The sequence below is a fragment of the Limnohabitans sp. genome (assembly GCF_040400975.1).
GTDB lineage: Bacteria > Pseudomonadota > Gammaproteobacteria > Burkholderiales > Burkholderiaceae_C > Limnohabitans_A.
Genome location: NZ_JBBAPF010000003.1, coordinates 4,544 through 23,913 on the forward strand (window position 1 = coordinate 4,544; position 19,370 = coordinate 23,913).

Here is a 19,370-nt window from a genome sequence, read left to right on the forward strand (position 1 = left end):
GTGGTCACCGTGCCGCCGGGCCTGGAAAGCAAGGTGGAAGACCTGCTGACCCAAATGATGGGCGGCGCGATCGAAGTGCTGAACGCCGCAGGCTGCGCCTTGGTGGGCGGGCACACGGGCGAGGGTGCCGAACTGGCCCTGGGTTTTGCCATCAACGGCCTGATCGACGAAAAAATGGACAGCGTGATGCGCAAGGGCGGCATGCAGCCGGGCGATGTGCTGCTGCTGACCAAACCGATTGGCACCGGCACCTTGTTTGCCGCGCACGCACGCTACGCCGCCAAGGGCCGCTGGATCGATGCGGCGCTCAAGTCGATGGTGTTGTCCAACCAATCGGGTGCCGCCATTTTGCGCGCGCACGGCGCCACCGCCTGCACCGACCTGACCGGCTTTGGCCTGCTGGGCCACCTGGTGGAAATGACGCGTCCATCCGGCGTGGACGCCGAATTGAACATGAGCACTCTGCCCCTGCTCGACGGTGCAGTGGATTGCGTGCAAGCGGGCATCGTCAGCTCCTTGCAGCCGGCCAATGTGCGCCTGCGCCGCGCCCTGCGCAACGCTGACGAGTTCATCAATGACCCCCGCTACCCTCTGTTGTTTGACCCTCAAACCGCAGGCGGCCTGCTGGCTAGCGTGCCTGCAGCGCAAGCTGCGGCTTGTGTGCAAGCACTCAAGGCCGCAGGCTACGCGCACACCGCCGTCATTGGGCGCATCACCGCGCAAGGCGAGGCCATCGAGCCGGTTCTGCTGAAAACCTGAACACCAAAAACTTCATGCACACCGAACACCTCACACACCACCTCACGCAGCACACCACACTGAACGCCGACCTGAACCAGCGCTGCAGCGTGTACAGCCCCTCGCTCGACTGGGTGGACTCACCCGCCTCAGGCGTATCGCGCCGCATGCTTGAGCGCAATGGCGGCGAAGTGGCCCGCGCCACGTCCATCGTGCGCTACGCGCCCGGCTCGGCCTTTGCCAGCCACACGCATGGCGGCGGTGAAGAAATTTTGGTGCTCGAAGGTACTCTATATGACGAGCACGGTATCTACGGCCCCGGCACCTACATCAAGAACCCGGTGGGCAGCTCGCACGCCCCGTCCTCTCCCGAGGGCTGCACCCTGTTTGTGAAGCTGCGCCACCTGGACGCACGCGACGGCGAACGCGTGGTCATTGACACACACCGCGGTGAATGGCGTCAGGGCTTGGTGGAGGGCCTGAAGGTTTTGCCCCTGAACACCTTTGAGACACAAAACACCGCGCTGGTACGCTGGGCACCTGGGACCTATTTCAGTCCACACCGGCATTGGGGTGGCGAAGAAATTTTGGTGATCGATGGCGTGTTCTCGGACGAACACGGCGACTACCCCACAGGCAGTTGGCTGCGCAGCCCACACATGAGCCAGCACCAGCCCTTCAGCCGCGAGGGTTGTCTGATCTTGGTGAAAACTGGTCACCTGGTCTGAACATGAACCTAAACACCCGCCCCATTCGCGCCGTTGTATTTGACGCCTACGGCACCTTGTTCGATGTGTACTCGATCGGCGCTTTGGCCGAAAAGCTGTACCCCGGCCAGGGCGCGGCGCTGTCGGTGCTGTGGCGCGACAAACAAATCGAGTACACACGGCTGATTTCGCTGAGCGACCCCAACCCAAAAGGCAGTCGGCATTACCAATCGTTTTGGGACATCACACGCGCGTCGCTGCGCTACGCACTGGCGCGTTTGGGCTTGGTACACAGCGTGGCCAATGAAGACGCGCTGATGGCGCAATACGCCGAGCTCACGGCCTTCCCGGAAAACTTGGGTGTGCTGCAGGCGCTGCGTCAGCGAGGCGTGGCCACGGCGATTTTGTCCAACGGCAGCCCCGAGATGCTGCAATCGGCTGTGCACAGTGCGGGCATGAGCGCGGTGCTGGACGCCGTGCTGTCGGTGGACAGCGTGCGCCAGTTCAAGACCACGCCCACAAGCTACCAACTGGTGACTGACCACTTTGGGTTTGCACCAGCCGAGGTGCTGTTTGTCTCGAGCAACGCTTGGGATGCATTGGGGGCCACTTGGTTTGGCTTCACCACGCTGTGGGTCAACCGCCAAGGCCTGCCGCCTGAGGCCATTGGCCCTGCACCGCACCACACTGGACGCGATTTGAGCGAAGTGCTGAAGGTCTTGGGCTAAAGCCTAGGCCAAACAGATGCTGTAAGCCGCTTGCACGGCTTTGATTTTTAAGATGCCGTGTGTTTCACTGCCCACCTCACAAATATCCATGAACATGCCGACCCAAGCTTCACTCACCCACCTTTTAGCGCCCCACGGCGTTTTGCGCGTAGCCATCAACCTGGGCAACCCGGTGCTGGCAGGGCTTGATGCGACGGGCGAACCCTCCGGCATTTCAGCCGATCTATCGCGCAGCTTGGCCAAACAGCTGGGCTTGAGCATCGAATGGCGGGTCTTCAAAAAGGCCGATGAGTCGGTACAGTGCGTTCGCTCTGACGAGGCCGACATTGGCTTTTTTGCCATTGACCCGGTGCGCGGTGAGGGCCTGCATTTTTCACCGCCCTATGTACAAATTGAAGGGGCCTACATGGTACGCAACGACTCGCCGCTGCAAAGCAACGATGAAGTGGACCAAGCTGGCCATCGCGTCACTGTAGGCGCGGGCAGTGCGTACGATTTGTTTCTCACGCGGCACCTGAAACACGCCCCCATCGTGCGCGCACCGAGTTCACCCGCCGTGGTTGATGTGTTCATGGCGCAGCAACTCGAAGTGGCCGCAGGCGTCAAGCAGCAGCTCCAGGCCGACGCCCTGCGCCTGCCAGGCGTGCGTCTGCTGCCTGGGCGCTTCATGGTCATCCACCAAGCCATGGGCATTCCAGCAGCACGTAACACACAGGCCCGCGAGCACCTGAATGCGTTTGTCGAAGAAGCCAAGCGATCTGGTTGGGTGGCCGAGGCCTTTGTTCGGCACCAGATCCAGGGTGCAGCTGTGGCACCGCCGGGCTATCCCGCACACGACTGAGAGCCGTCAGGTCCGGTGATAAATTGGGGTTGGATTTTTCAACCTCAGAGACATACCGATGACTTCCCAGAAAACAGACCGCCTGCCCGAAATTCCCCGCGAACAAATGACCGAGGCCCAGCGTGCAGCGGTGGACGAACTCGTCAGCGGACCACGCGGCAAACTCTCCGGCCCCTTTGTGCCTTTGATGCGCAGCCCCGAGCTGATGCGCCGCTTGCAAAAAGTGGGGGAGTATCTGCGTTACGACAACACCGTGGGTTTGCACAATTCGGAATTTGCCGTGTTGGTGGTGGCGCGCCACTGGTCACAGCCGGTGGAATGGCACATCCACAAGCCCATCGCCATGAAAGCCGGTGTGAGCGAAGAAACCTGCGACGCGATTGCCGAAGGCCGCCGCCCGCCCAACATGACGGCCCAAGAGACCGTGGTTTATGACTTCCTTCAGGAGCTGCTGCACAACCAATCGGTGAGCAACGTGACCTGGGCGGCTGCGCAAAAGATGTTTGGCGATCAAGGCGTCATCGACATGACGGCGCACTGCGGTTACTACAGCTTGCTGGCCATGGTGATGAACACCACGCGCCGCAGCTTGCCAGACAACGCCGCACCGGGCATTGCACCGTTTCCTTACTGAAGGCTTGGACGAGGCTTCGGGGCCCGCTCAGCCAAAAGCGTTGAGCGTTTGCCCACCCACCTGCACCGGATGCGCATGCACCAGCACCACGGCCATGACGCAAGTTTCAGTTCCCCGGTTGATCCAGTTGTGCACCGTGCCGCGCTGAACCATGACGTCGCCAGCCTTCAGGTGGACTTCCTCGCCGGACTCCAGCTCCATGTCGATTTCACCCGACATGACCACGATGTAATCCACCGAATCGGTGCGGTGCACGCGCTGCTGCACACCCGGATGAAAGTCGAGAATGCGGAACACGGTACCGTTCTCGATCACTGAAAATTTGCCCTCACGCCTGCCTGCGTCTACATGGCCATTGTTGTCAGCAGGGTGGGTGTCGGTGGTCCACACATTGCATACAAAGCCATTGGGACGACCTTGTCGGTAGTGGCTGCAGACTTCGTCGATTTCAACGATGGCTTTGCCTTGGTCGTCGTGACCGGTGACGACGCGGCGAATGGACGGGTTGATCGGGGTGGACATTTATGGGCTCCTTGGGAATCGATTCAGTGGTCATCATGGCCCACGCGGCGCATGAAATCGGCCATGGCTGTCGCCAGGGTTTCTTCGTGCGGGGCCCAGGCCGACAGCGGCAAAGCGGGCACGTCTTCGTCCGATACCGGCAGCTCGAACAGTTCGCAAGCGGGGATCAGGGCGGCCGCTTCGCGGCCGTGGCGGGACACATGGGTTTTGTCGTTGCCGGGCACCACCCAAGTGGGCACACGAATGGCCTGCAGGGCCTCGGTCGTCATGCCCAGCACCGGTTCCCGCGGGCCTTGCAAAAAAATCTGAAGCCAGTGGCGCATGACGGCGGTGTATTGCTGGGGGTCCATGTCCATCAGGCGGCCGTGGTTGCTGGGGTCGGCGGCGATCAATTCCTGGTAATAGGGCGTGGCACACACGGCGGCCATGCCACCTTGCTCTGCGGCACGGATGAACTGGCCGTAATAGTTCTCTGGCAAGCGGCCTGCTGTGAAAGCGCCGCCCGTGATGCGCAGCAGCAGCAAGCCACGCACCACCTCGGGGTGGCGCAAGCTGGTCAGCAAGGCCAGCCGCGCCCCTGAAGAGCCACCACCCAAAAACGCAGGCACCGCGTTCAGGTGCTGCATCAGCTGCACCCAGTCGTCGGCCCAGATGTCTTCTTCACCGCGATCGCCTGCGATCAAGACCTGCGAAGCCCCGGTGTTGCGACGATCGTGCAGCAACACCCGAAATCCCCGGGCCGCGATGCGGCGCGCCAAGGGCAGAAATTCTGCCCCGCTGCGCCGTCCGCCCGAGACCAGCGCCAACCAAGGGCCTTGGTCGCCAACAAGGTCGTAATGCAGGCGCACGCCTTCGGTGTTCACAAAGTACATGGCTCAATCCATCAAAACGGGCAAACGCCAGCCGATGGCCGATTCCACGGCATGGGCCACCTGCAGCAAATGGCGCTCTCCGTGCATGGCAGCGCCCATTTGCAAAGCCATGGGCAAGCCTTGGGTCGAGACGCCCATGGGGCATGTCAAGGCGGGATGACCGGTCAGGCTGAACAATCGGTTGCAGGCACTGCGCTGCCCGGTGGGGTTGGCCATCAGGGCTTGCAAGGTTTCGGGCAAAGCTTCGCGGCCTGGCCACATCAGCACATCGACCCGGTTGGCTAGCAAAGCGCTGACCTGCTGTTGCCACACATCGGCCTGCACGCGGGCGGCGTGGTAGCTGTTCAAACTCAGCTGTGCTGCACCCACCAGTTTTTGGCGCAAGCCCTGTCCCAGCTGGTCCGGGTGGTTGCTCCAAATGTGCTGCAGCTGTTGAAATGCTTCGTAAGCAATCAGGGTGTTGGCCACCTGCACCACAGCGGGCTGCGGCGGCCAATCCACCGTCTCCACCGTCACCACGAGGGCGCCTTCCGCCTGCAGTGTTTGCAGTGTCTGATCAAAGCAGGCTTGGATTTGCGGGTCGTGCGTGGGCTGGCCGTTTTCGGCGTTGTGCCAAAGACCTGCTGGCACCCCGATACGCAACCCCTGAAGCACCGAACGCTGCACATCGGCAGTGCATGCAGTGGTCACATCGCTGCCGTGCCAGGCATCCCAGATCAGTGCCTGGTCCAGCGCGGTGCGCGTCAAAAATCCGGCCACGTCTAGGCTGGGGGCCAAAGCGATCACGCCCGACACAGGGTAAGCATGGCGCGTGGGTTTGAGGCCCACCACACCGCAGGCCGCCGCCGGGTGACGGATCGAGCCACCGGTGTCGGTGCCCGTGGCCGCCATGCACAAACCTGCTGCCACCGCCGCCCCCGAGCCGCTGCTCGAGCTGCCCGGCATGTGTGCCAGATGCCAGGGGTTTTGCGCAGGCGGAAACAAGTCATCTTCTGAGGGCGAGCCAAAGGCAAATTCATGGCAAGCCGTTTTGCCCAAACTGATCACACCCAAACGTTCCAAACCTGTCACCAGCGTGGCGCTGACCGTGGGCACCCAGTCGTGCAAATGCCGCGAATGCGCGGTGGTGCGCACGCCTTGCGTGAGGTACACATCCTTGTGCGCCATCGGGATGCCATGCAAAGCCCCCCGGTATTTGCCTTGTGCGATCTCACGGGTGGCCTGGTGCGCTGCTTGCAAGGCGGTCTCAAGCGTGGGCGTGACGAAGGCATTCAGTTGTCCATCGAGTCGCTCAATGCGGTCGATGTAGGCCTGCACCAAGTGCACCGGCGTGATCGTCTGCTGACGAATCAGGGCACTGGCTTGCGCCAGAGACAGCGCATGCAGCGGCGTGTCGGCAAGCGTTTCAGCGGACGGATTCAATGGTGTCTGACGGCTCATGCCTCAAGGCGCTGGCAGTGGGCTCGCTTGCTGAAACCATTGGCTGATTTCCGAGCCGTTCCAGAACACCACACCGGGCTGCTTGGCCAAAAACTCCAACATCATTTCAAAATAGCGAATGCGGTGCGCAGCGCCCGAGATGTATGGATGCACCCCAAACGCCATGATGCGTGCGCTGTGCGCCGATTCGGCATACAGCCGTTCAAACGCATCTTGGGTGCGCAGCAGCATCGCGTCCGAACGCTCGTGCGAGGTGAGCATGATGTTGATGTCATTGAGCTCGATGGTGTAGGGCACCGACACCAACGGCCCATGTTTTGTGTGCACATATTGCGGCTGGTCATCGAGCACCCAGTCGCCAAACCAGGACATGCCCAGCTCCTTGATGAGGTCAGGCGTCTCCAGCGTCTGGCTGCGACCCGGACCCAACCAGCCTTGCGGGCGCTGGCCGGTGAAGCGCGTCAGCACGTCCAGCGTCTGCTGCATCATGGCCCGTTCGTCAGGAATTTTTTGAATTGGAATTTGTTCGTAGCAATGCGCCATGAATTCCCAACCCGCGTCGAGCGCGGCCTGTGTCACGCGTGGCCGGGTTTCACACACCTTCGCATTGATCGACAGCGTCGGGCGAACGCCGACATTTTTAAAGGCGTCCATGAGGCGCCACACCCCTACCCGCATGCCGTACTCATGCCAAGTCCAGTTGGGCACATCGGGCACCGGCGCTTGCCCGCCTGGCGGCGGCGAAACCATGCGCGGCATGGGGCGCGCAATGTCCCATTCTTCGATATTGACCACCGGCCAGACCACCAGCCGAACGCCCTCAGGCAGAGGCAAAGGAGGACGGTCAATGATGGAGGAAAAGGGCAGGCGGTCTTGGGGGCGCAGAGCTTCGCTCATGTTCAGTTCACCCCACCTGGAATTGACGCGGCAATCTGGCGCAGCTTGGCGGTTTCGCTGCGGATTTCTTGCACCATTTGCTCTGGGGTGCTGCCGACCAGGCTCATGCCCATGTTGTTGAGTCTGCGTTGCACATCCGGATCGGCCAATGCGGTTTTGACCGAAGCATTCAAACGCGCCTGGATGTCGGCAGGCAGGCCTTTTGGGGCAAAAATGCCCACCCAATAGGTCAGGTCGTAACCCGTCAATCCCGCTTCACTCAAGGTGGGCACATCCGGATAACGCGGGTCTCGCACCGAGCTGGTGGTGCCTAGGAAATTCACCTTGCCTGCATCGATGTGCGGCTTGGCTGCGCCGTCAAAAATCACCTGGCACACCCCCGCTAGGACATCCTGCATGCCAGGGCCAGAACCTTTGTAGGGCACATGCACCATGTCAATCTTGGCCATGGCGTTGAACAACTCGCCCGCAAAATGCAAACCGCTGCCCATGCCCGAGGTGGCGTAATTGATCTTGCCCTTGTTTCTAGGGTCGCGGGCATAGGTCAAAAATTCCGGCAAGGTTTTGGCGGGCACTGAGGGGTTGACCACCATCAACAAACCATATTTGCCCACCAATGAAATCGGCGTGAAGTCATTCACCGGGTCATACGACAAAGACTTTTCCACCACGGCCATGTAGGTCTTGGTGCCGTTGGTGGTCATGAGCAACTGGTAGCCGTCGGGGGCCATTTTGGTCACCGCCTCACTGCCAATTCGGCCACCGCCACCCGCACGGTTTTCGATGACGATGTTTTGGCCCAAATTGCGCGACATGGCCTCGGCAATGATGCGGCTGGCCTGGTCTGAAAAACCACCCGCCGCGTAAGGCACGATGGCTTTGATGGGACGCTGCGGGTAGGTTTGCGCCTGAGCAGATGCCAAGCCGGCGCTGAACAAAAGGCCACAGCCCAGCCAGGCCAGAATTTTGCGCTTGGTTGTCGTCATTGGAATGACCCCTTCAGTTTTCTCGTGGTAGGTTGAATTTTTTGAGGTTTTGGCGACCCCGTGTTGCACAACAAAAATCAGTATGCGTACCGTTTTTTAGCTTGGCAATCGGGGGATCCCTCTTTGACGTCCGCAACAGGGTTTCTTGCTGCAATATTCCGAATCATGGAATACTGCAGTTGATTGACCTGCTGGCGACACCTCGGCGCTCAGCGCTTGACACCCTTCATGCCATGAATCCTTCCCTGAAAAACGATGGCGCTCAAAGCATCGCACGAGCCGCCTTGCTGCTGCGAACCTTGTCCACTTTTGGCTCGCAAGGCGCGGCCCTCATGCAAATCAGCACCTTGACCCAATTGCCCAAAGCCACTGTGCACCGCATCCTGTCTGCCATGCTCGATGAGCACCTGGTCGAGCGCCCCTGGGGCACTCGCAATTACCGGCTCGGTCCGGAGGTTTATGCCTTGGGCATGTCTGTACTGGATGTGCACGACATCAAAAGCATTGCCCAGCCATCGTTTGAACGTTTGGCGCAATCCACGGGTGAAACCGTGTACCTGGGCATACGCTGTGGCTACGATGCCGTATGCCTCGACAAGCGTCAAGGCCACCTGCCGCAAAACGCCGAAATCCTGCAGGTGCACAACCGCTGGCCCATGGGTATCGGCTCTTTCAGTCTGGCCATTCTGTCGTTTTTGCCCGAGGATGAGACCGTCGACATCCTGGCCTTTAACCGCCTGCGCAGCGGCCAGGACAAGGCCTTCAGCAAATTGGCCAGCGGCATTCAAAAGACACGCAAAAACGGCTACGCCTTGACCAAAACCCGTTCCGGACGTGGCATATCGGGCATTGCCGTGCCCGTTTTTGACCGTCGTCGTTACCCGATTGCCTCCTTGTGCGCCGTGTCCACGCTCGAGCGCATGACGGGCAGCTACCTCAGCGACCTGGCCGCCACCCTGGCCCATGAGGCCGACATCATGTCGGCACAATATGAGTTGGCCCGCATGAACCCCACTCAGGCCGAAACTTGGCGTACGGCCATCAAGGACCCGCAAAGCCTGCGCATCGCCTTTTGAGTACATGCGGCTTTACCTTGGGCGGCAAGACAGCCCAAGCATCCCCAGCACATGTCCGCAATTCCGCATGTCGGAATTTAGGGCTTGGTCAATTCACTCCCCCCCTCCTAGAATTCGCCCACGATAACCAACGATGGAGACCTGTGTATGCAAAAGTTTGTCCGATTCCTCAAGTGGAGTGTGCTGGCCCCTTTGAGCCTGTGCGCAGGCATAGCCAGCGCGCAGGGCTTTCCCAACAAGCCGATCAAGATCGTGGTGCCCTTCGGGCCCGGCGGTTCGGGCGACATCACCGCTCGCGCCTTTGGCCAATACCTGGAAGCGCAGTTCAAACAGGGCGTCGTGATCGAGAACAGGGCGGGCGCCAACGGCATCTTGGGCACTGAGGCTGTCAAGAATGCGCCTGCCGACGGCTACACACTTTTGTTGACCACCAACACCACGCTGGCAGCGAACCTGAGCCTGTACAAAAAAGTCCCCTATGACCCCCTGAAAGACTTTGAACACCTAGGTCAGTTCGGCACAGCCGCATCGGTAGCCATGGTCAGCAAAGACTCGGGCATCCGCACAGCAGCCGATCTGACGGCTTACGCCAAAGCCAACCCCGGCAAGGTGTTTTTTGGCCACTACAACTCGGCCTCGCAAATGACCGCTGAAATGTTCAGGGTCAAAACCGGTGCACCGATGACCGGCATCCCCTACAAAAGCATCGGCTCGGCCCTGCAAGACTTTTACGGTGGCCAACTGCAGGTGCTGTTTCTGGAATACCTGCCGGCCATGGCCCACATTGACAACCCCAAAGCCACCGCCATTGGCGTGACCGGTGCCACCCGTTTCAAGCCATGGCCCAACGTCCCGGCCATTGGCGAAACCTACCCTGGGTATGAATTGGGCTTCTTCTTGGGGCTTGCGGCACCCGCCGGCACCCCGCCCGACGTGGTGCGCAGACTGGACGGGGCCATCAGCTCTGCACTGAAAGATGAGGCATTTCTGGCGCGTTTGGCGCAATTGGGTCTGGAGCCTTCTCGGGTATCCAAGGCCGATTACCCTCGCTTCATTCAAAGTGAAATCACCCGTTGGTCACAGGTCATCAAAGACGCTGGCATCAAGCCCGAGTGAGTCAAAATTTTCTAAAAATCAAACAGGATCCATCATGCGCCTAGGCTACTTCACCATGCCCCTGCATCCCTTCGAGCGGGACACCACTGAGACCTTGCATGAGGACCGGCAGACCATCATCCTGGCCGACAAGCTGGGTTTTTACGATGCGTTCGTGGGCGAGCACCTCACTGACAAAGCCGAAAACGTGACCAACAGCTTGTTGTTCTTGGCCACCTTGATACCTGAAACCAAGACCATCAAACTGGGCAGCGGGACCTCCAACTTGTCGCACTCGCACCCCACACTGCTGGCCTCACAGGCGGCCATGTTCGACCATCTGGCCAAGGGCCGTTTCATCTTCGGCATCAGCCCCGGCGCATTGGCATCGGACGCCGAAGCATTGGGCATCTTGGATCAGGACCGCAACAAAATGTTTGCCGAGGCCATCGATGTGATCTTGGCCATCTGGGAACGCGAGCCGCCTTACAACATCGACTTTCCGGACAACCGCTTCAAAGTCAGCACACAGGTCACCTCTGTTCCCTCGATCGGTCGGGGCTACTTGATGAAGCCTTTTCAAGGTCCCCGACCAGAAATTGTCGGCACGGTGGTGGCTCCCCATTCCAAAGGCGTGATCGCCATGGGCAAGCGCAACTTCCACCCCATGTCGGCCAACTTCTTGATGGACCATTGGCTGGCCAGCCATTGGGACAATTACTGCGAAGGTAAAACCTCCGTCAATGAAGTGGCCAACCCAGCCGACTGGCGCGTGGCTCGCACCATTTTCGTGAGCGACGATGCCGCAACAGCCAACCGATATGGCCGCGCGGATGCCAACAGCCCTTACCGTTATTACTACCGCCAGATGCTGACCAAGATGATGATGTCCAAGCGGCACGTCATCTTCAAAAAGCACGCCGACGAGGATGACAGCCATGTCACCCTGGACCGCCTGCTCGATGAGTTGGTGATCACCGGCACCGTCAATGAGGTGACCGACAAAATTCTGGCTTTGCGTGAAAAGGCGGGCCCCTTTGGCGAAATCGTTTACGCGGGCATGGACTTGGTCGACCCCCAGTTGGGACGCCGCTCAATGGAACTGATGGCCAACGAAGTCATGCCTCGTGTCAACCAAGCGCTGGGCCTGGGCTCGGCAATCAACGTGGACGCACCCCTGGAAACTGCCACGGCATGACCCCTCAAGCTTTCAGACAGTTGATGCGCTTGCACCCGGCGGCGGTGAACATCATCGCCACGGGCCAAGCACCTCACCGCACAGGCATGACGGTCTCGGCCTTCATGTCATTGGGCGTGGAGCCGCCCACCGTGGTGTGCGCCATCAACCGCAACGCCTTTACCTACACCCACATGACGGATAACCAGGTGTTCAGTGTCAACACGCTGGCGGTCGAGCACATCGAGCTGGCCAAACTGTTTGCCGGCCAAGTCCCATTGTTTGGCGATGAGCGCTTTGATGCTCAGCAATGGGGGGGATTTGATTCAGGTTCACCTTGCCTGCACGGTGCCGTCATGAGTCTGGAGTGCCGTCTGATTCGGCAGGTGCAAGAGAGCACACATTGCCTCATGGTGGGCGAAGTCATCTCTGGCCGTTACAAGGACGCCGCCTTACCCTTGTTGTACCGCGATGGCCAATGGGTCACCACCAGCGATGACCTGCTGATGGTGCCACTGGAGCGTTGAAGCACCACCCCTGGCTCAAAGCACGCGTCGGGCTTTTTGGCCCCGGCCATCAAGCCGCTTTAAGCGGCAAGCCGATCAGCGCTGACAACTCATCCAGCCCCAAGCCCTCGACCATGTCAATGACCACAAGCCCTTGTGGCGTGCAAGCCAGCGTGGCCAAGTCGGTGTAGACGCGTTTGACACAGCCAATGCCGGTCAAAGGGTAGCTGCAAGCTTGCACCAATTTGCTTTGGCCTTGCTTGGTCAGCAGGTCCATCATGACCCAGGTTTGCTTGGCCCCGATGGCCAAGTCCATGGCACCACCCACGGCCGGAATGGCGTCTGGCTCGCCCGTGTGCCAGTTGGCCAGGTCGCCTGTGGCGCTGACTTGAAACGCCCCCAACACGCAGATGTCCAAATGCCCGCCGCGCATCATGGCAAAGCTGTCGGCATGGTGAAAATACGCGCCTCCAGGCAACAAAGTCACCGGCTGTTTACCTGCGTTGATCAGGTCGTAGTCTTCTTGGCCTTTGACCGGTGCCGGGCCCATGCCCAAGATGCCGTTTTCGCTGTGCAAGAGCACTTCGCGGCTGGCAGGGATGTGGTTGGCCACCAGGGTGGGCTGGCCAATCCCTAAGTTCACCGTGGCGCCCTCGGGGATGTCTTGCGCCACGCGGGCGGCCAATTCGTCTTTGCTGCGTCGGGTGTAGCTCATGCCTTGATGCCTCCGGCCTGCGTGGCCACACGGTCGATCTTGACCACCGCTTGAACAAAAATGCCGGGCGTGACCACGGTCTCGGGGTCCAGCTCGCCCAAAGCCACTTGCTCGTGCACCGTGGCCACGGTTTTGCGCGCCGCCATGGCCATGATGGGGCCAAAGTTGCGCGCCGCCTTGCGGTAGGTCAGGTTGCCCCAGCGGTCGCCGCGCTCGGCTTTGATGAGCGCCAAGTCGGCGTGGATGGGCGTTTCGTACACGTACATGCGGCCATCGATTTCGCGGGTCTCTTTGGGCGAGCCATCGGCATGCTTGGCCAAATCGGTGCCATAACCCGTGGGCGTGAAAAACCCGCCAATGCCCGCGCCAGCCGCCCGGATGCGCTCGGCCAAATTGCCCTGCGGTACCAACTCCAGCTCGAGCTGGCCCGATAGGTACAGACCATCAAAAACATACGAGTCAGCTTGCCGGGGAAAGCTGCAAATGATCTTGCGCACCCGGCCCGCCTTGAGCAAAGCGGCCAAGCCCTGCTCGGCATTGCCCGCGTTGTTGTTCACCAAGGTGAGGTCGCGTGCACCTTGCGCCAGCAAACCTTCAATCAGCTCGTCCGGAATGCCGGCCGTGCCAAAGCCCCCGATCATGACGGTGGCCCCATCGGGGGTGTCGGCCAAGGCCTCGGCGACCGACGAAACGAACTTGTTGATCATGTCTTGTGTGCCTCATTTCAGCCAATCGAGCTTAGCCTTCCTGAGCCGGGATTGAAAGCCAACAAGCGCCTTGTAAGACACCTGCGTGACTAAAGCCTGCGCCAAGCGTGTTCTATGTTGCTGCTGTGGCCAGACCCACAAGTGTCACCCCAGCACCCGCTTGGCGAAGTCAATGTACACCGGTATCCACCGTCATATGCCCTCCGAAACTCAAGCCACTGGCTTCCAGGATTTGGGTCGCTGTCACAAACGTCACTGCACTCACCGAGCCGTAAGCCGCCGCCACAGCCGCTGCATCAAACCGCGCGATCCGATTTTTCAACAAGGCGTAGCCCAGCCTTGGCACCACAAATGCCATGGCCAATGCAAAGCCACCCTTCAAGCCCAGAGCCATCAGCAGCTACAAAGACAAAAATTTGGCAATCGACCGTGATTTTTTGGGGGGTGATCATGGTTTTTGTCGAATGGTTCAGCCCCTTCGCAAACATCGGCCATCGACCTGATGAATACCCTTAAAAAGAGGGGCATTGATGAAATTTAAAATGTCTCAATGAACACTTCTGCCCCAGCAAGCACCGCCACAGGCACCCCTTTGAACGCGCACACAGTCTGCCCTTGCTGCGGTGAGCGTTCAGCACAAGTCATTGCCAACAAGGATGGCAAAACAGGCGGTGCCTTGCTCACCGTGTCTTGCAACGGTTGCGGCTTGGGCCGGATTGACCCTCTGCCCAGCGATCAGGAACTGGCCGACTGGTACGCCACCCAATACCGACAGGCCTACAAATCAGCTGTTCAGCCAGCCTTGCGGCATGTTTTGCGTGCTGGACGCAATGCGCAGTGGCGCTGGCAGTGGTTGTGTCAAAACACGGATGCACGCTGGTCCAACACCGACCTCACATCCCAACGCAGCCTGGACATCGGTTCGAGCAGTGGTGAGTTTGTTTATCTTTTGCAAACACTTGGGTTTATGGCCAAGGGCATCGAGCCGCACGCGGGCTATGCCACCTATGCCCAAAACATGTTGGGCATTCACGTCAACAACAGCACCTTGCAACAAGGCTTGGCCAGCGAAGCCGCGGGTTCATTGGATTTGATTTCGATGTTCCACGTGCTGGAGCATTTGGCCGAACCCGTCGCGGCCTTGCGCACCATGGGTGAAAAACTCAAGCCCGGTGGTTTGTTGTACATCGAAGTGCCCAACGCCACACGCTTGTGCTCGCCGGACTACATGTTTTTCAGGGCACACACGCTTTATTTCACGGGGCCCACCTTGCGCAAATTGTTGGAGACCGCAGGCTTCAAGTTGATGGCTCAAAGCCCTGACAGTTCGGACAACTTGAGTGTGGTGGCGCAATTTGTCGGCGTTGACCGTGCTGAATCAGCCGCCAAGGCAAGCACAGACACGAGCCACAGCTTGGTGAAGGCCCATCAGGCGCGCCGCTGGCTGCCCTATTTGGTTCAGCAATTGCAAGATGGCCAACCGATGCGCAAATGGCGAACCCGCCAAGAGGAAAAGCGCAGTGCAGCCCAATACGCGAACGGCTTGGCGCTGCTGGATGACCTGTACGGCAAAAAAGCCGCCTGAGACTGGACGCATCCTTTCGGATGCAGACCCATCAACCCGGCAAAACCCTCGATCCTTTCAAAAGAACCCAACCTTTAACGTGTCCAGTTGAGGGCCTTCACCCAGCCCACACTTTCAGCACCCGTGTTGTCGCTGTCAGCCCCCACCAGCACCGCACGCACTTTGGGCACGGCGGCCCCTGCAGGCAGCTCATCGGCAAACAACTTCGCAAAGTCGGCCGACACGTCGCGGGTTTCGGTTTGCCATTGGGCCAAGGTTGCCCCCTTGCCTTGCAGCGTGATGAAGCGCACGCGCGGGGTGTAGGGATTGGCACCTTGCAGGCCAGCGGGGTACACGCTGTCCCACACGTAGCACAGCGTGGCAGAGGGCAAGTCTTCACCACTGATGCTGCGGGCAATGTGCAGCAGCGTGCGCTGGGCAAAGGGCACGCGGTCCAGCGGGTGGTCGAACATCACACACACTTTGAGCGCCGCGTCGTCACCGGCTTTGGTCAGGATGTCGGCGACGACTTTGCCGTCCTTGTCAGCGGTCAGCGGCTGGTCCAGACGCCAGCGCCATTGCAGGCGGCCCGGATCGGTTTTGGGCAGGTCGTGCACCCAGGTGCCATAGGACGCGCGGGTACTGACCTTCAGGGCCCGCTCACCTTGCACCTCAGCCAGTTCGAAGCGGGTGGCGGGAATATCGGCCTTGGACTTGGGAAAGCCCACAAAACGCCAATTGCTGACCGGAGTGCCTTCGGGCGGCACCAAAGGCGAGAGGCTTTGCGCAAGGGCGGGTGATGTGGCGCAGGCCATGGCCAACAGCACCGAGGCCGGTTTCCAAGCCGGGGTCATCCGCGTCGCCAATCGTGGTACTTCTTCACCCAGGCGAGCAAGCGTTGCGGCGCGTGTGCCCGCTTCCACTCACCGGCGGCGTACTTGTTGGCTTCCGACATCGTGGGGTAGGTGTGGATGGTGCCCAGGATTTTGTTCAGGCCCAAACCATGTTTCATGGCCAGCACGTATTCGGCCAGCAAGTCTGCCGCGTGTGCGCCCACGATGGTCACGCCCAAAATTTTGTCTTTGCCCGGCACGGTGAGCACCTTCACAAAGCCGTGCGCTTCGCTGTCTGCAATGGCGCGGTCCAGATCGTCGATGCCGTACTTCGTGACTTCAAAGGCAATGTTTTTCTCTTGGGCCTCTTGCTCGTTCAAGCCCACACGCGCCACCTCGGGGTCGATGAAGGTGGCCCAAGGGATGACCGAATAGTCGGCCTTGAACAGCTTCCACTCGCCAAACAAAGCGTTGACGGCGGCGTACCAGGCTTGGTGCGCCGCAGTGTGGGTGAACTGGAACGGACCCGCCACATCGCCCGCAGCGTAGATGTTCGGGTAAATGGTTTGCAGGTACTCGTTGGTGTCCACAGTGCAGTGCGTGGGGATACCCAAGTCTTCCAAGCCATAACCCTGCAAACGCGCCACGCGGCCCACGGCACACAGCAGTTGGTCAAACACAATGCGCTTTTCAGCGCCGTTGTGTTCCACCACCAAGGTCTTTTCGCCGTCAACCAACTCGCAGCGCAGCGCTTGGTGGCCGGTGAGCACTTGCACGCCGTCAGCTTCGAGTGATGCCTTGGCCAATTCACTCACCTCTACGTCTTCGCGCACCATGAGGCGCTCGCCCATTTCCACTTGGGTGACGTGCGAGCCCAGTCGGGCAAAGCTTTGCGCCAACTCGCAACCAATCGACCCGCCGCCCAGCACCACCAGACGTTGGGGCACTTCGTCGAGCAGGGCAAATGCGTCCCACAGCGTGTCGCTGGTCACATAACCCACATCGTCCAAACCGGGCAGTGACGGTATAAAGGGGCGCGCACCAGCGGCGATCACGATGCTGCGGGCAGTGAGTCTCACGACCTTGGGCGTGCCATCCTGCCCGGTGGTGCCGTCGTTCAACGCCACCTCCACCGTCCACGGGTTCACCAATCTGCCGTAACCCTGCAGCACCTCCACACCCAAACCGGTGTACCGCTCGATGCTGTCGTGCGGCTCGATGGCTTTGATCACATCGTGCACGCGCTGCATCACCGCCTTGAAGCTGAAACTTGGGGTCGCATCGCTCAGGCCGTACTTGGAAGCATGGCGCATCTGGTGGGCCAGCTTGGCACTCTTGATCAAGGCCTTGCTCGGCACACAGCCGTAATTCAAGCAGTCGCCGCCCATCTTGTGCGCCTCGATCAGCGTGACCTTGGCTTTGACAGCAGCGGCGATGTAAGCGCTGACCAAACCACCCGCGCCGCCGCCAATCACGATCAGGTTGCGGTCAAAGGACTTGGGGTGCTGATCGGCCCAGCGGGCGTAGACCTTGCGCTTTTGAATCGCGGCCACGATGCGACGCGCGATCAGAGGGAACACACCCAACAACACAAAGCTGCCCAAGAGCGCGGGGCTCAAGATGCCCTGCAGGGATTCGAGTTGCGCCAGCTGCGTGCCCGCATTCACATACACCGCTGTGCCCGCGAGCATGCCCAACTGGCTCACCCAGTAAAAAGTCCATGTCTTCATGCGCGTCAGGCCCATGAGCAGGTTGATCAGGAAAAACGGCACGACCGGGATCAGGCGCAAGGTGAAAAGGTAAAACGCGCCCTCTTTGTCTACGCCAGCGTTGATGTCGGCCAAGCGCTGACCAAAGCGCGCTTCGACCCACTCGCGAAGCAGAAAGCGTGAAGCCAGAAAAGCCAAAGTGGCACCGAGCGTAGAAGCAAACGACACCAGCAGCAAGCCTTGCCACAGGCCAAACACCGCGCCACCCGCCAAAGTGATGATGACCGCGCCCGGAATCGACAAAGCCGTGGCCAGCACGTACACCCCAAAATACACCGCGGCCACCGTGAACGGCTGCTCGGCGTGCAGCTGCGAAAAAATGGCCTGACTGGCTTTGAGTTGTTCAAAGCTGAGGTAACGCCCCAGATCCAGGGCCACAAAAGCACCGAGGGCCAGCACCAACAACAGCCAGACAAGGTTTTGGCGGAAACGCATGGATGGACCCCAGGTACCTTCGGTTGAAAAATGTCGCCCACCAGGGTCAGGTCAAACTTCTTGCACCAGCGGCAAATTCAGCAAGAGGTTTTGCGGCTTGAGCTTGAGCAAGCCCTGCTCGTTCATGGCCAGGCCCAAATAAACCGTTTTGCCGCGCACATCGGCGCGCATGTCATCCGGGTTGGCAAAACGCAGCTTGAACAAGCTGATGAGTTGTTGCTGACGTTTGGCATCCAGCTCGACGCCTTGGTAAAGGTCATTGAGCAAAGCCGTGGCGGTCACGTCCAGCCCCACATGCCAACGCCAGGCGGGATCGTCCACCTTTTGCACCGGCTCGATGCTGACGGCAACCCCCAAAAAGTGCTGCACCCAGCGGGCCAACACCACCGACAAGGCCTTCAGCCCTGAGCGGGCGTTGACCATGCTCAAGATCAATCCGTGCGGCAATTCGTTTTGGAGCTCGTGCGTCATGTCGAGCAAAAACGCATAACGGCCCAAGCCTTCGCGCTGAGCAAAGTAACGATCCGTGTTGTCCGGGTGCAGCACCTTGACGTCCACCGCCTTGAGCGTGGCACCACCTTCCATCAACAAGCGGCCCATCTCACCCAAACCGCCAGTGGCTTTGAGGCTGTCTAGGGTGTCACTGTCGCCCGACAGCACACGGCCACCTTCGATGGTGATGCGTTGGCGGCGAAACAGCAACTCGGCCGCCCGCCAAACCCACGCGTCTTGCACATCGGCCAGCACGTTGCACACAATGGCCTGGACCACCACGTCAATGAAGAGCGGCGGCATTTGGATGTTACCGGATTTTTGCCAAACCATATAGGCCGCTTCGAGCGAACCAGCACTCTCCACCTCGTCTCGAAAACGCAAAAACAGCTCATAGTTTTCGCGCGCATCGTCGTCCTTGAAGGCCTTGAGTTGCGCGGGTGTCACCGCCATCAAAGGCGCGTCCAACAGCGCCTGGTGCAAGCGCTTTTCGGCTTTACAAGACTCCTCCACCAAAGCCAACTCTGGGCGCTCCAACCACAAACGCCAATAGTCGGGCGTGGCGCTCATCCAGCCACGCTCGTTGCGCGTCAGGTGCTGGTGACCACAGGCTGTCCAGAAATTTTGCATGGGGCT

General features: G+C 59.9%; 20 protein-coding genes and 1 pseudogene. 10 read left to right on the forward strand and 11 right to left on the reverse strand.

The genetic code is table 11. The features are described from left to right. The 5 genes from selD to ABWQ00_RS03210 all read left to right on the forward strand — a co-directional run. Positions 1 to 759: selenide, water dikinase SelD (gene selD, locus ABWQ00_RS03190; RefSeq protein ID WP_353237224.1), on the forward strand; the 759-nt coding region annotated here is incomplete at its 5' end. 14 nt (positions 760 to 773) lie between these two features. Next, a complete protein-coding gene (locus tag ABWQ00_RS03195) occupies positions 774 to 1,466 on the forward strand; it encodes a cupin domain-containing protein (protein WP_353237225.1) in 693 nt (230 codons plus the stop codon). A gap of 2 nt (positions 1,467 to 1,468) precedes the next feature. After that, on the forward strand, positions 1,469 to 2,173 hold the full coding sequence (locus ABWQ00_RS03200; protein ID WP_353237226.1) for a haloacid dehalogenase type II: 705 nt from the start codon (positions 1,469 to 1,471) through the stop codon (positions 2,171 to 2,173). 94 nt (positions 2,174 to 2,267) lie between these two features. Then, the gene (locus ABWQ00_RS03205) at positions 2,268 to 3,014 is read left to right on the forward strand and encodes an ABC transporter substrate-binding protein (RefSeq protein WP_502908068.1); all 747 of its coding nucleotides are present in this window, start codon (positions 2,268 to 2,270) and stop codon (positions 3,012 to 3,014) included. A 58-nt stretch (positions 3,015 to 3,072) separates the two neighbouring features. Beyond that, positions 3,073 to 3,648 carry a carboxymuconolactone decarboxylase family protein gene (locus ABWQ00_RS03210; RefSeq protein WP_353237228.1) on the forward strand — a complete coding sequence of 192 codons (576 nt, stop codon included), beginning with the start codon at positions 3,073 to 3,075 and terminating at the stop codon, positions 3,646 to 3,648. Between the two features lie 27 nt (positions 3,649 to 3,675). On the opposite strand, the gene ABWQ00_RS03215 is transcribed toward ABWQ00_RS03210, so the two are convergent. Genes ABWQ00_RS03215 through ABWQ00_RS03235 form a run of 5 tightly spaced genes read right to left on the reverse strand, consistent with a single transcriptional unit; the run spans position 3,676 to position 8,365 of the window. Beyond that, positions 3,676 to 4,170, reverse strand: a complete 495-nt coding sequence (locus ABWQ00_RS03215) for a cupin domain-containing protein (protein WP_353237229.1) — start codon at positions 4,168 to 4,170, stop codon at positions 3,676 to 3,678. A 23-nt stretch (positions 4,171 to 4,193) separates the two neighbouring features. After that, complete coding sequence (locus ABWQ00_RS03220) at positions 4,194 to 5,042, reverse strand: alpha/beta fold hydrolase (protein ID WP_353237230.1); 849 nt, start codon at positions 5,040 to 5,042, stop codon at positions 4,194 to 4,196. Between the two features lie 3 nt (positions 5,043 to 5,045). After that, positions 5,046 to 6,482, reverse strand: a complete 1,437-nt coding sequence (locus ABWQ00_RS03225; protein WP_353237231.1) for an amidase — start codon at positions 6,480 to 6,482, stop codon at positions 5,046 to 5,048. A gap of 3 nt (positions 6,483 to 6,485) precedes the next feature. Beyond that, on the reverse strand, positions 6,486 to 7,379 hold the full coding sequence (locus tag ABWQ00_RS03230; RefSeq protein WP_353237232.1) for a polysaccharide deacetylase family protein: 894 nt from the start codon (positions 7,377 to 7,379) through the stop codon (positions 6,486 to 6,488). Between the two features lie 2 nt (positions 7,380 to 7,381). Further along, positions 7,382 to 8,365, reverse strand: coding sequence for a Bug family tripartite tricarboxylate transporter substrate binding protein (locus tag ABWQ00_RS03235; RefSeq protein ID WP_353237233.1), 984 nt, complete (start codon positions 8,363 to 8,365; stop codon positions 7,382 to 7,384). Between the two features lie 233 nt (positions 8,366 to 8,598). Here ABWQ00_RS03235 and ABWQ00_RS03240 point away from each other — a divergent pair, with 233 nt between their 5' ends. From ABWQ00_RS03240 to ABWQ00_RS03255, 4 genes are all read left to right on the forward strand, one after another. Then, positions 8,599 to 9,441 (forward strand): IclR family transcriptional regulator, encoded by an 843-nt coding sequence (locus ABWQ00_RS03240; RefSeq protein WP_353237234.1) that lies wholly within the window; start codon positions 8,599 to 8,601, stop codon positions 9,439 to 9,441. Positions 9,442 to 9,588: 147 nt separating this feature from the next. Continuing rightward, positions 9,589 to 10,557: a Bug family tripartite tricarboxylate transporter substrate binding protein gene (locus ABWQ00_RS03245; protein ID WP_353237235.1), complete on the forward strand. Its 969-nt coding sequence runs from the start codon at positions 9,589 to 9,591 to the stop codon at positions 10,555 to 10,557. 34 nt (positions 10,558 to 10,591) lie between these two features. After that, the gene (locus ABWQ00_RS03250) at positions 10,592 to 11,734 is read left to right on the forward strand and encodes an LLM class flavin-dependent oxidoreductase (protein WP_353237236.1); all 1,143 of its coding nucleotides are present in this window, start codon (positions 10,592 to 10,594) and stop codon (positions 11,732 to 11,734) included. Then, complete coding sequence (locus tag ABWQ00_RS03255) at positions 11,731 to 12,240, forward strand: flavin reductase family protein (protein ID WP_353237237.1); 510 nt, start codon at positions 11,731 to 11,733, stop codon at positions 12,238 to 12,240. The genes ABWQ00_RS03250 and ABWQ00_RS03255 overlap by 4 nt, the downstream gene beginning before the upstream one ends. 49 nt (positions 12,241 to 12,289) lie before the next feature. Here the strand turns inward: ABWQ00_RS03255 and ABWQ00_RS03260 are convergent, their stop codons facing one another. From ABWQ00_RS03260 to ABWQ00_RS03270, 3 genes and pseudogenes are all read right to left on the reverse strand, one after another. After that, on the reverse strand, positions 12,290 to 12,934 hold the full coding sequence (locus ABWQ00_RS03260; RefSeq protein WP_353237238.1) for a 3-oxoacid CoA-transferase subunit B: 645 nt from the start codon (positions 12,932 to 12,934) through the stop codon (positions 12,290 to 12,292). Next, positions 12,931 to 13,641, reverse strand: a complete 711-nt coding sequence (locus ABWQ00_RS03265) for a 3-oxoacid CoA-transferase subunit A (RefSeq protein ID WP_353237239.1) — start codon at positions 13,639 to 13,641, stop codon at positions 12,931 to 12,933. Before ABWQ00_RS03265 ends, ABWQ00_RS03260 begins: the two co-directional genes overlap by 4 nt. A gap of 193 nt (positions 13,642 to 13,834) precedes the next feature. Further along, positions 13,835 to 14,068, reverse strand: a pseudogene (locus ABWQ00_RS03270) (sodium-dependent bicarbonate transport family permease); the annotation flags it as partial. 123 nt (positions 14,069 to 14,191) lie between these two features. On the opposite strand from ABWQ00_RS03270, the gene ABWQ00_RS03280 reads away from it, so the two are divergent. Continuing rightward, complete coding sequence (locus ABWQ00_RS03280) at positions 14,192 to 15,226, forward strand: class I SAM-dependent methyltransferase (protein WP_353237240.1); 1,035 nt, start codon at positions 14,192 to 14,194, stop codon at positions 15,224 to 15,226. A 74-nt stretch (positions 15,227 to 15,300) separates the two neighbouring features. Here the strand turns inward: ABWQ00_RS03280 and ABWQ00_RS03285 are convergent, their stop codons facing one another. The 3 genes from ABWQ00_RS03285 to ABWQ00_RS03295 are packed head-to-tail and all read right to left on the reverse strand — an operon-like array spanning position 15,301 to position 19,364. After that, positions 15,301 to 16,059, reverse strand: a complete 759-nt coding sequence (locus tag ABWQ00_RS03285; RefSeq protein WP_353237241.1) for a DUF3047 domain-containing protein — start codon at positions 16,057 to 16,059, stop codon at positions 15,301 to 15,303. Then, on the reverse strand, positions 16,056 to 18,242 hold the full coding sequence (locus ABWQ00_RS03290) for a dihydrolipoyl dehydrogenase family protein (RefSeq protein WP_353237242.1): 2,187 nt from the start codon (positions 18,240 to 18,242) through the stop codon (positions 16,056 to 16,058). Before ABWQ00_RS03290 ends, ABWQ00_RS03285 begins: the two co-directional genes overlap by 4 nt. 51 nt (positions 18,243 to 18,293) lie before the next feature. After that, positions 18,294 to 19,364, reverse strand: a complete 1,071-nt coding sequence (locus tag ABWQ00_RS03295; RefSeq protein WP_353237243.1) for a DUF6352 family protein — start codon at positions 19,362 to 19,364, stop codon at positions 18,294 to 18,296. Positions 19,365 to 19,370: the final 6 nt, after the last annotated feature.

Bases quoted from the DNA above. Each gene is read 5' to 3' on its own strand.
- ABWQ00_RS03280 (WP_353237240.1), top strand. From the start codon at position 14,192: ATGAACACTTCTGCCCCAGCAAGCACCGCCACAGGCACCCCTTTGAAC.
- ABWQ00_RS03265 (WP_353237239.1), bottom strand. From the start codon at position 13,641: ATGATCAACAAGTTCGTTTCGTCGGTCGCCGAGGCCTTGGCCGACACC.
- ABWQ00_RS03225 (WP_353237231.1), bottom strand. From the start codon at position 6,482: ATGAGCCGTCAGACACCATTGAATCCGTCCGCTGAAACGCTTGCCGAC.
- ABWQ00_RS03220 (WP_353237230.1), bottom strand. From the start codon at position 5,042: ATGTACTTTGTGAACACCGAAGGCGTGCGCCTGCATTACGACCTTGTT.
- ABWQ00_RS03235 (WP_353237233.1), bottom strand. From the start codon at position 8,365: ATGACGACAACCAAGCGCAAAATTCTGGCCTGGCTGGGCTGTGGCCTT.
- ABWQ00_RS03260 (WP_353237238.1), bottom strand. From the start codon at position 12,934: ATGAGCTACACCCGACGCAGCAAAGACGAATTGGCCGCCCGCGTGGCG.
- ABWQ00_RS03250 (WP_353237236.1), top strand. From the start codon at position 10,592: ATGCGCCTAGGCTACTTCACCATGCCCCTGCATCCCTTCGAGCGGGAC.
- ABWQ00_RS03240 (WP_353237234.1), top strand. From the start codon at position 8,599: ATGAATCCTTCCCTGAAAAACGATGGCGCTCAAAGCATCGCACGAGCC.
- ABWQ00_RS03295 (WP_353237243.1), bottom strand. From the start codon at position 19,364: ATGCAAAATTTCTGGACAGCCTGTGGTCACCAGCACCTGACGCGCAAC.
- ABWQ00_RS03230 (WP_353237232.1), bottom strand. From the start codon at position 7,379: ATGAGCGAAGCTCTGCGCCCCCAAGACCGCCTGCCCTTTTCCTCCATC.
- ABWQ00_RS03200 (WP_353237226.1), top strand. From the start codon at position 1,469: ATGAACCTAAACACCCGCCCCATTCGCGCCGTTGTATTTGACGCCTAC.
- ABWQ00_RS03215 (WP_353237229.1), bottom strand. From the start codon at position 4,170: ATGTCCACCCCGATCAACCCGTCCATTCGCCGCGTCGTCACCGGTCAC.
- ABWQ00_RS03210 (WP_353237228.1), top strand. From the start codon at position 3,073: ATGACTTCCCAGAAAACAGACCGCCTGCCCGAAATTCCCCGCGAACAA.
- ABWQ00_RS03195 (WP_353237225.1), top strand. From the start codon at position 774: ATGCACACCGAACACCTCACACACCACCTCACGCAGCACACCACACTG.
- ABWQ00_RS03205 (WP_502908068.1), top strand. From the start codon at position 2,268: ATGCCGACCCAAGCTTCACTCACCCACCTTTTAGCGCCCCACGGCGTT.
- ABWQ00_RS03290 (WP_353237242.1), bottom strand. From the start codon at position 18,242: ATGCGTTTCCGCCAAAACCTTGTCTGGCTGTTGTTGGTGCTGGCCCTC.
- ABWQ00_RS03285 (WP_353237241.1), bottom strand. From the start codon at position 16,059: ATGACCCCGGCTTGGAAACCGGCCTCGGTGCTGTTGGCCATGGCCTGC.
- ABWQ00_RS03245 (WP_353237235.1), top strand. From the start codon at position 9,589: ATGCAAAAGTTTGTCCGATTCCTCAAGTGGAGTGTGCTGGCCCCTTTG.
- ABWQ00_RS03255 (WP_353237237.1), top strand. From the start codon at position 11,731: ATGACCCCTCAAGCTTTCAGACAGTTGATGCGCTTGCACCCGGCGGCG.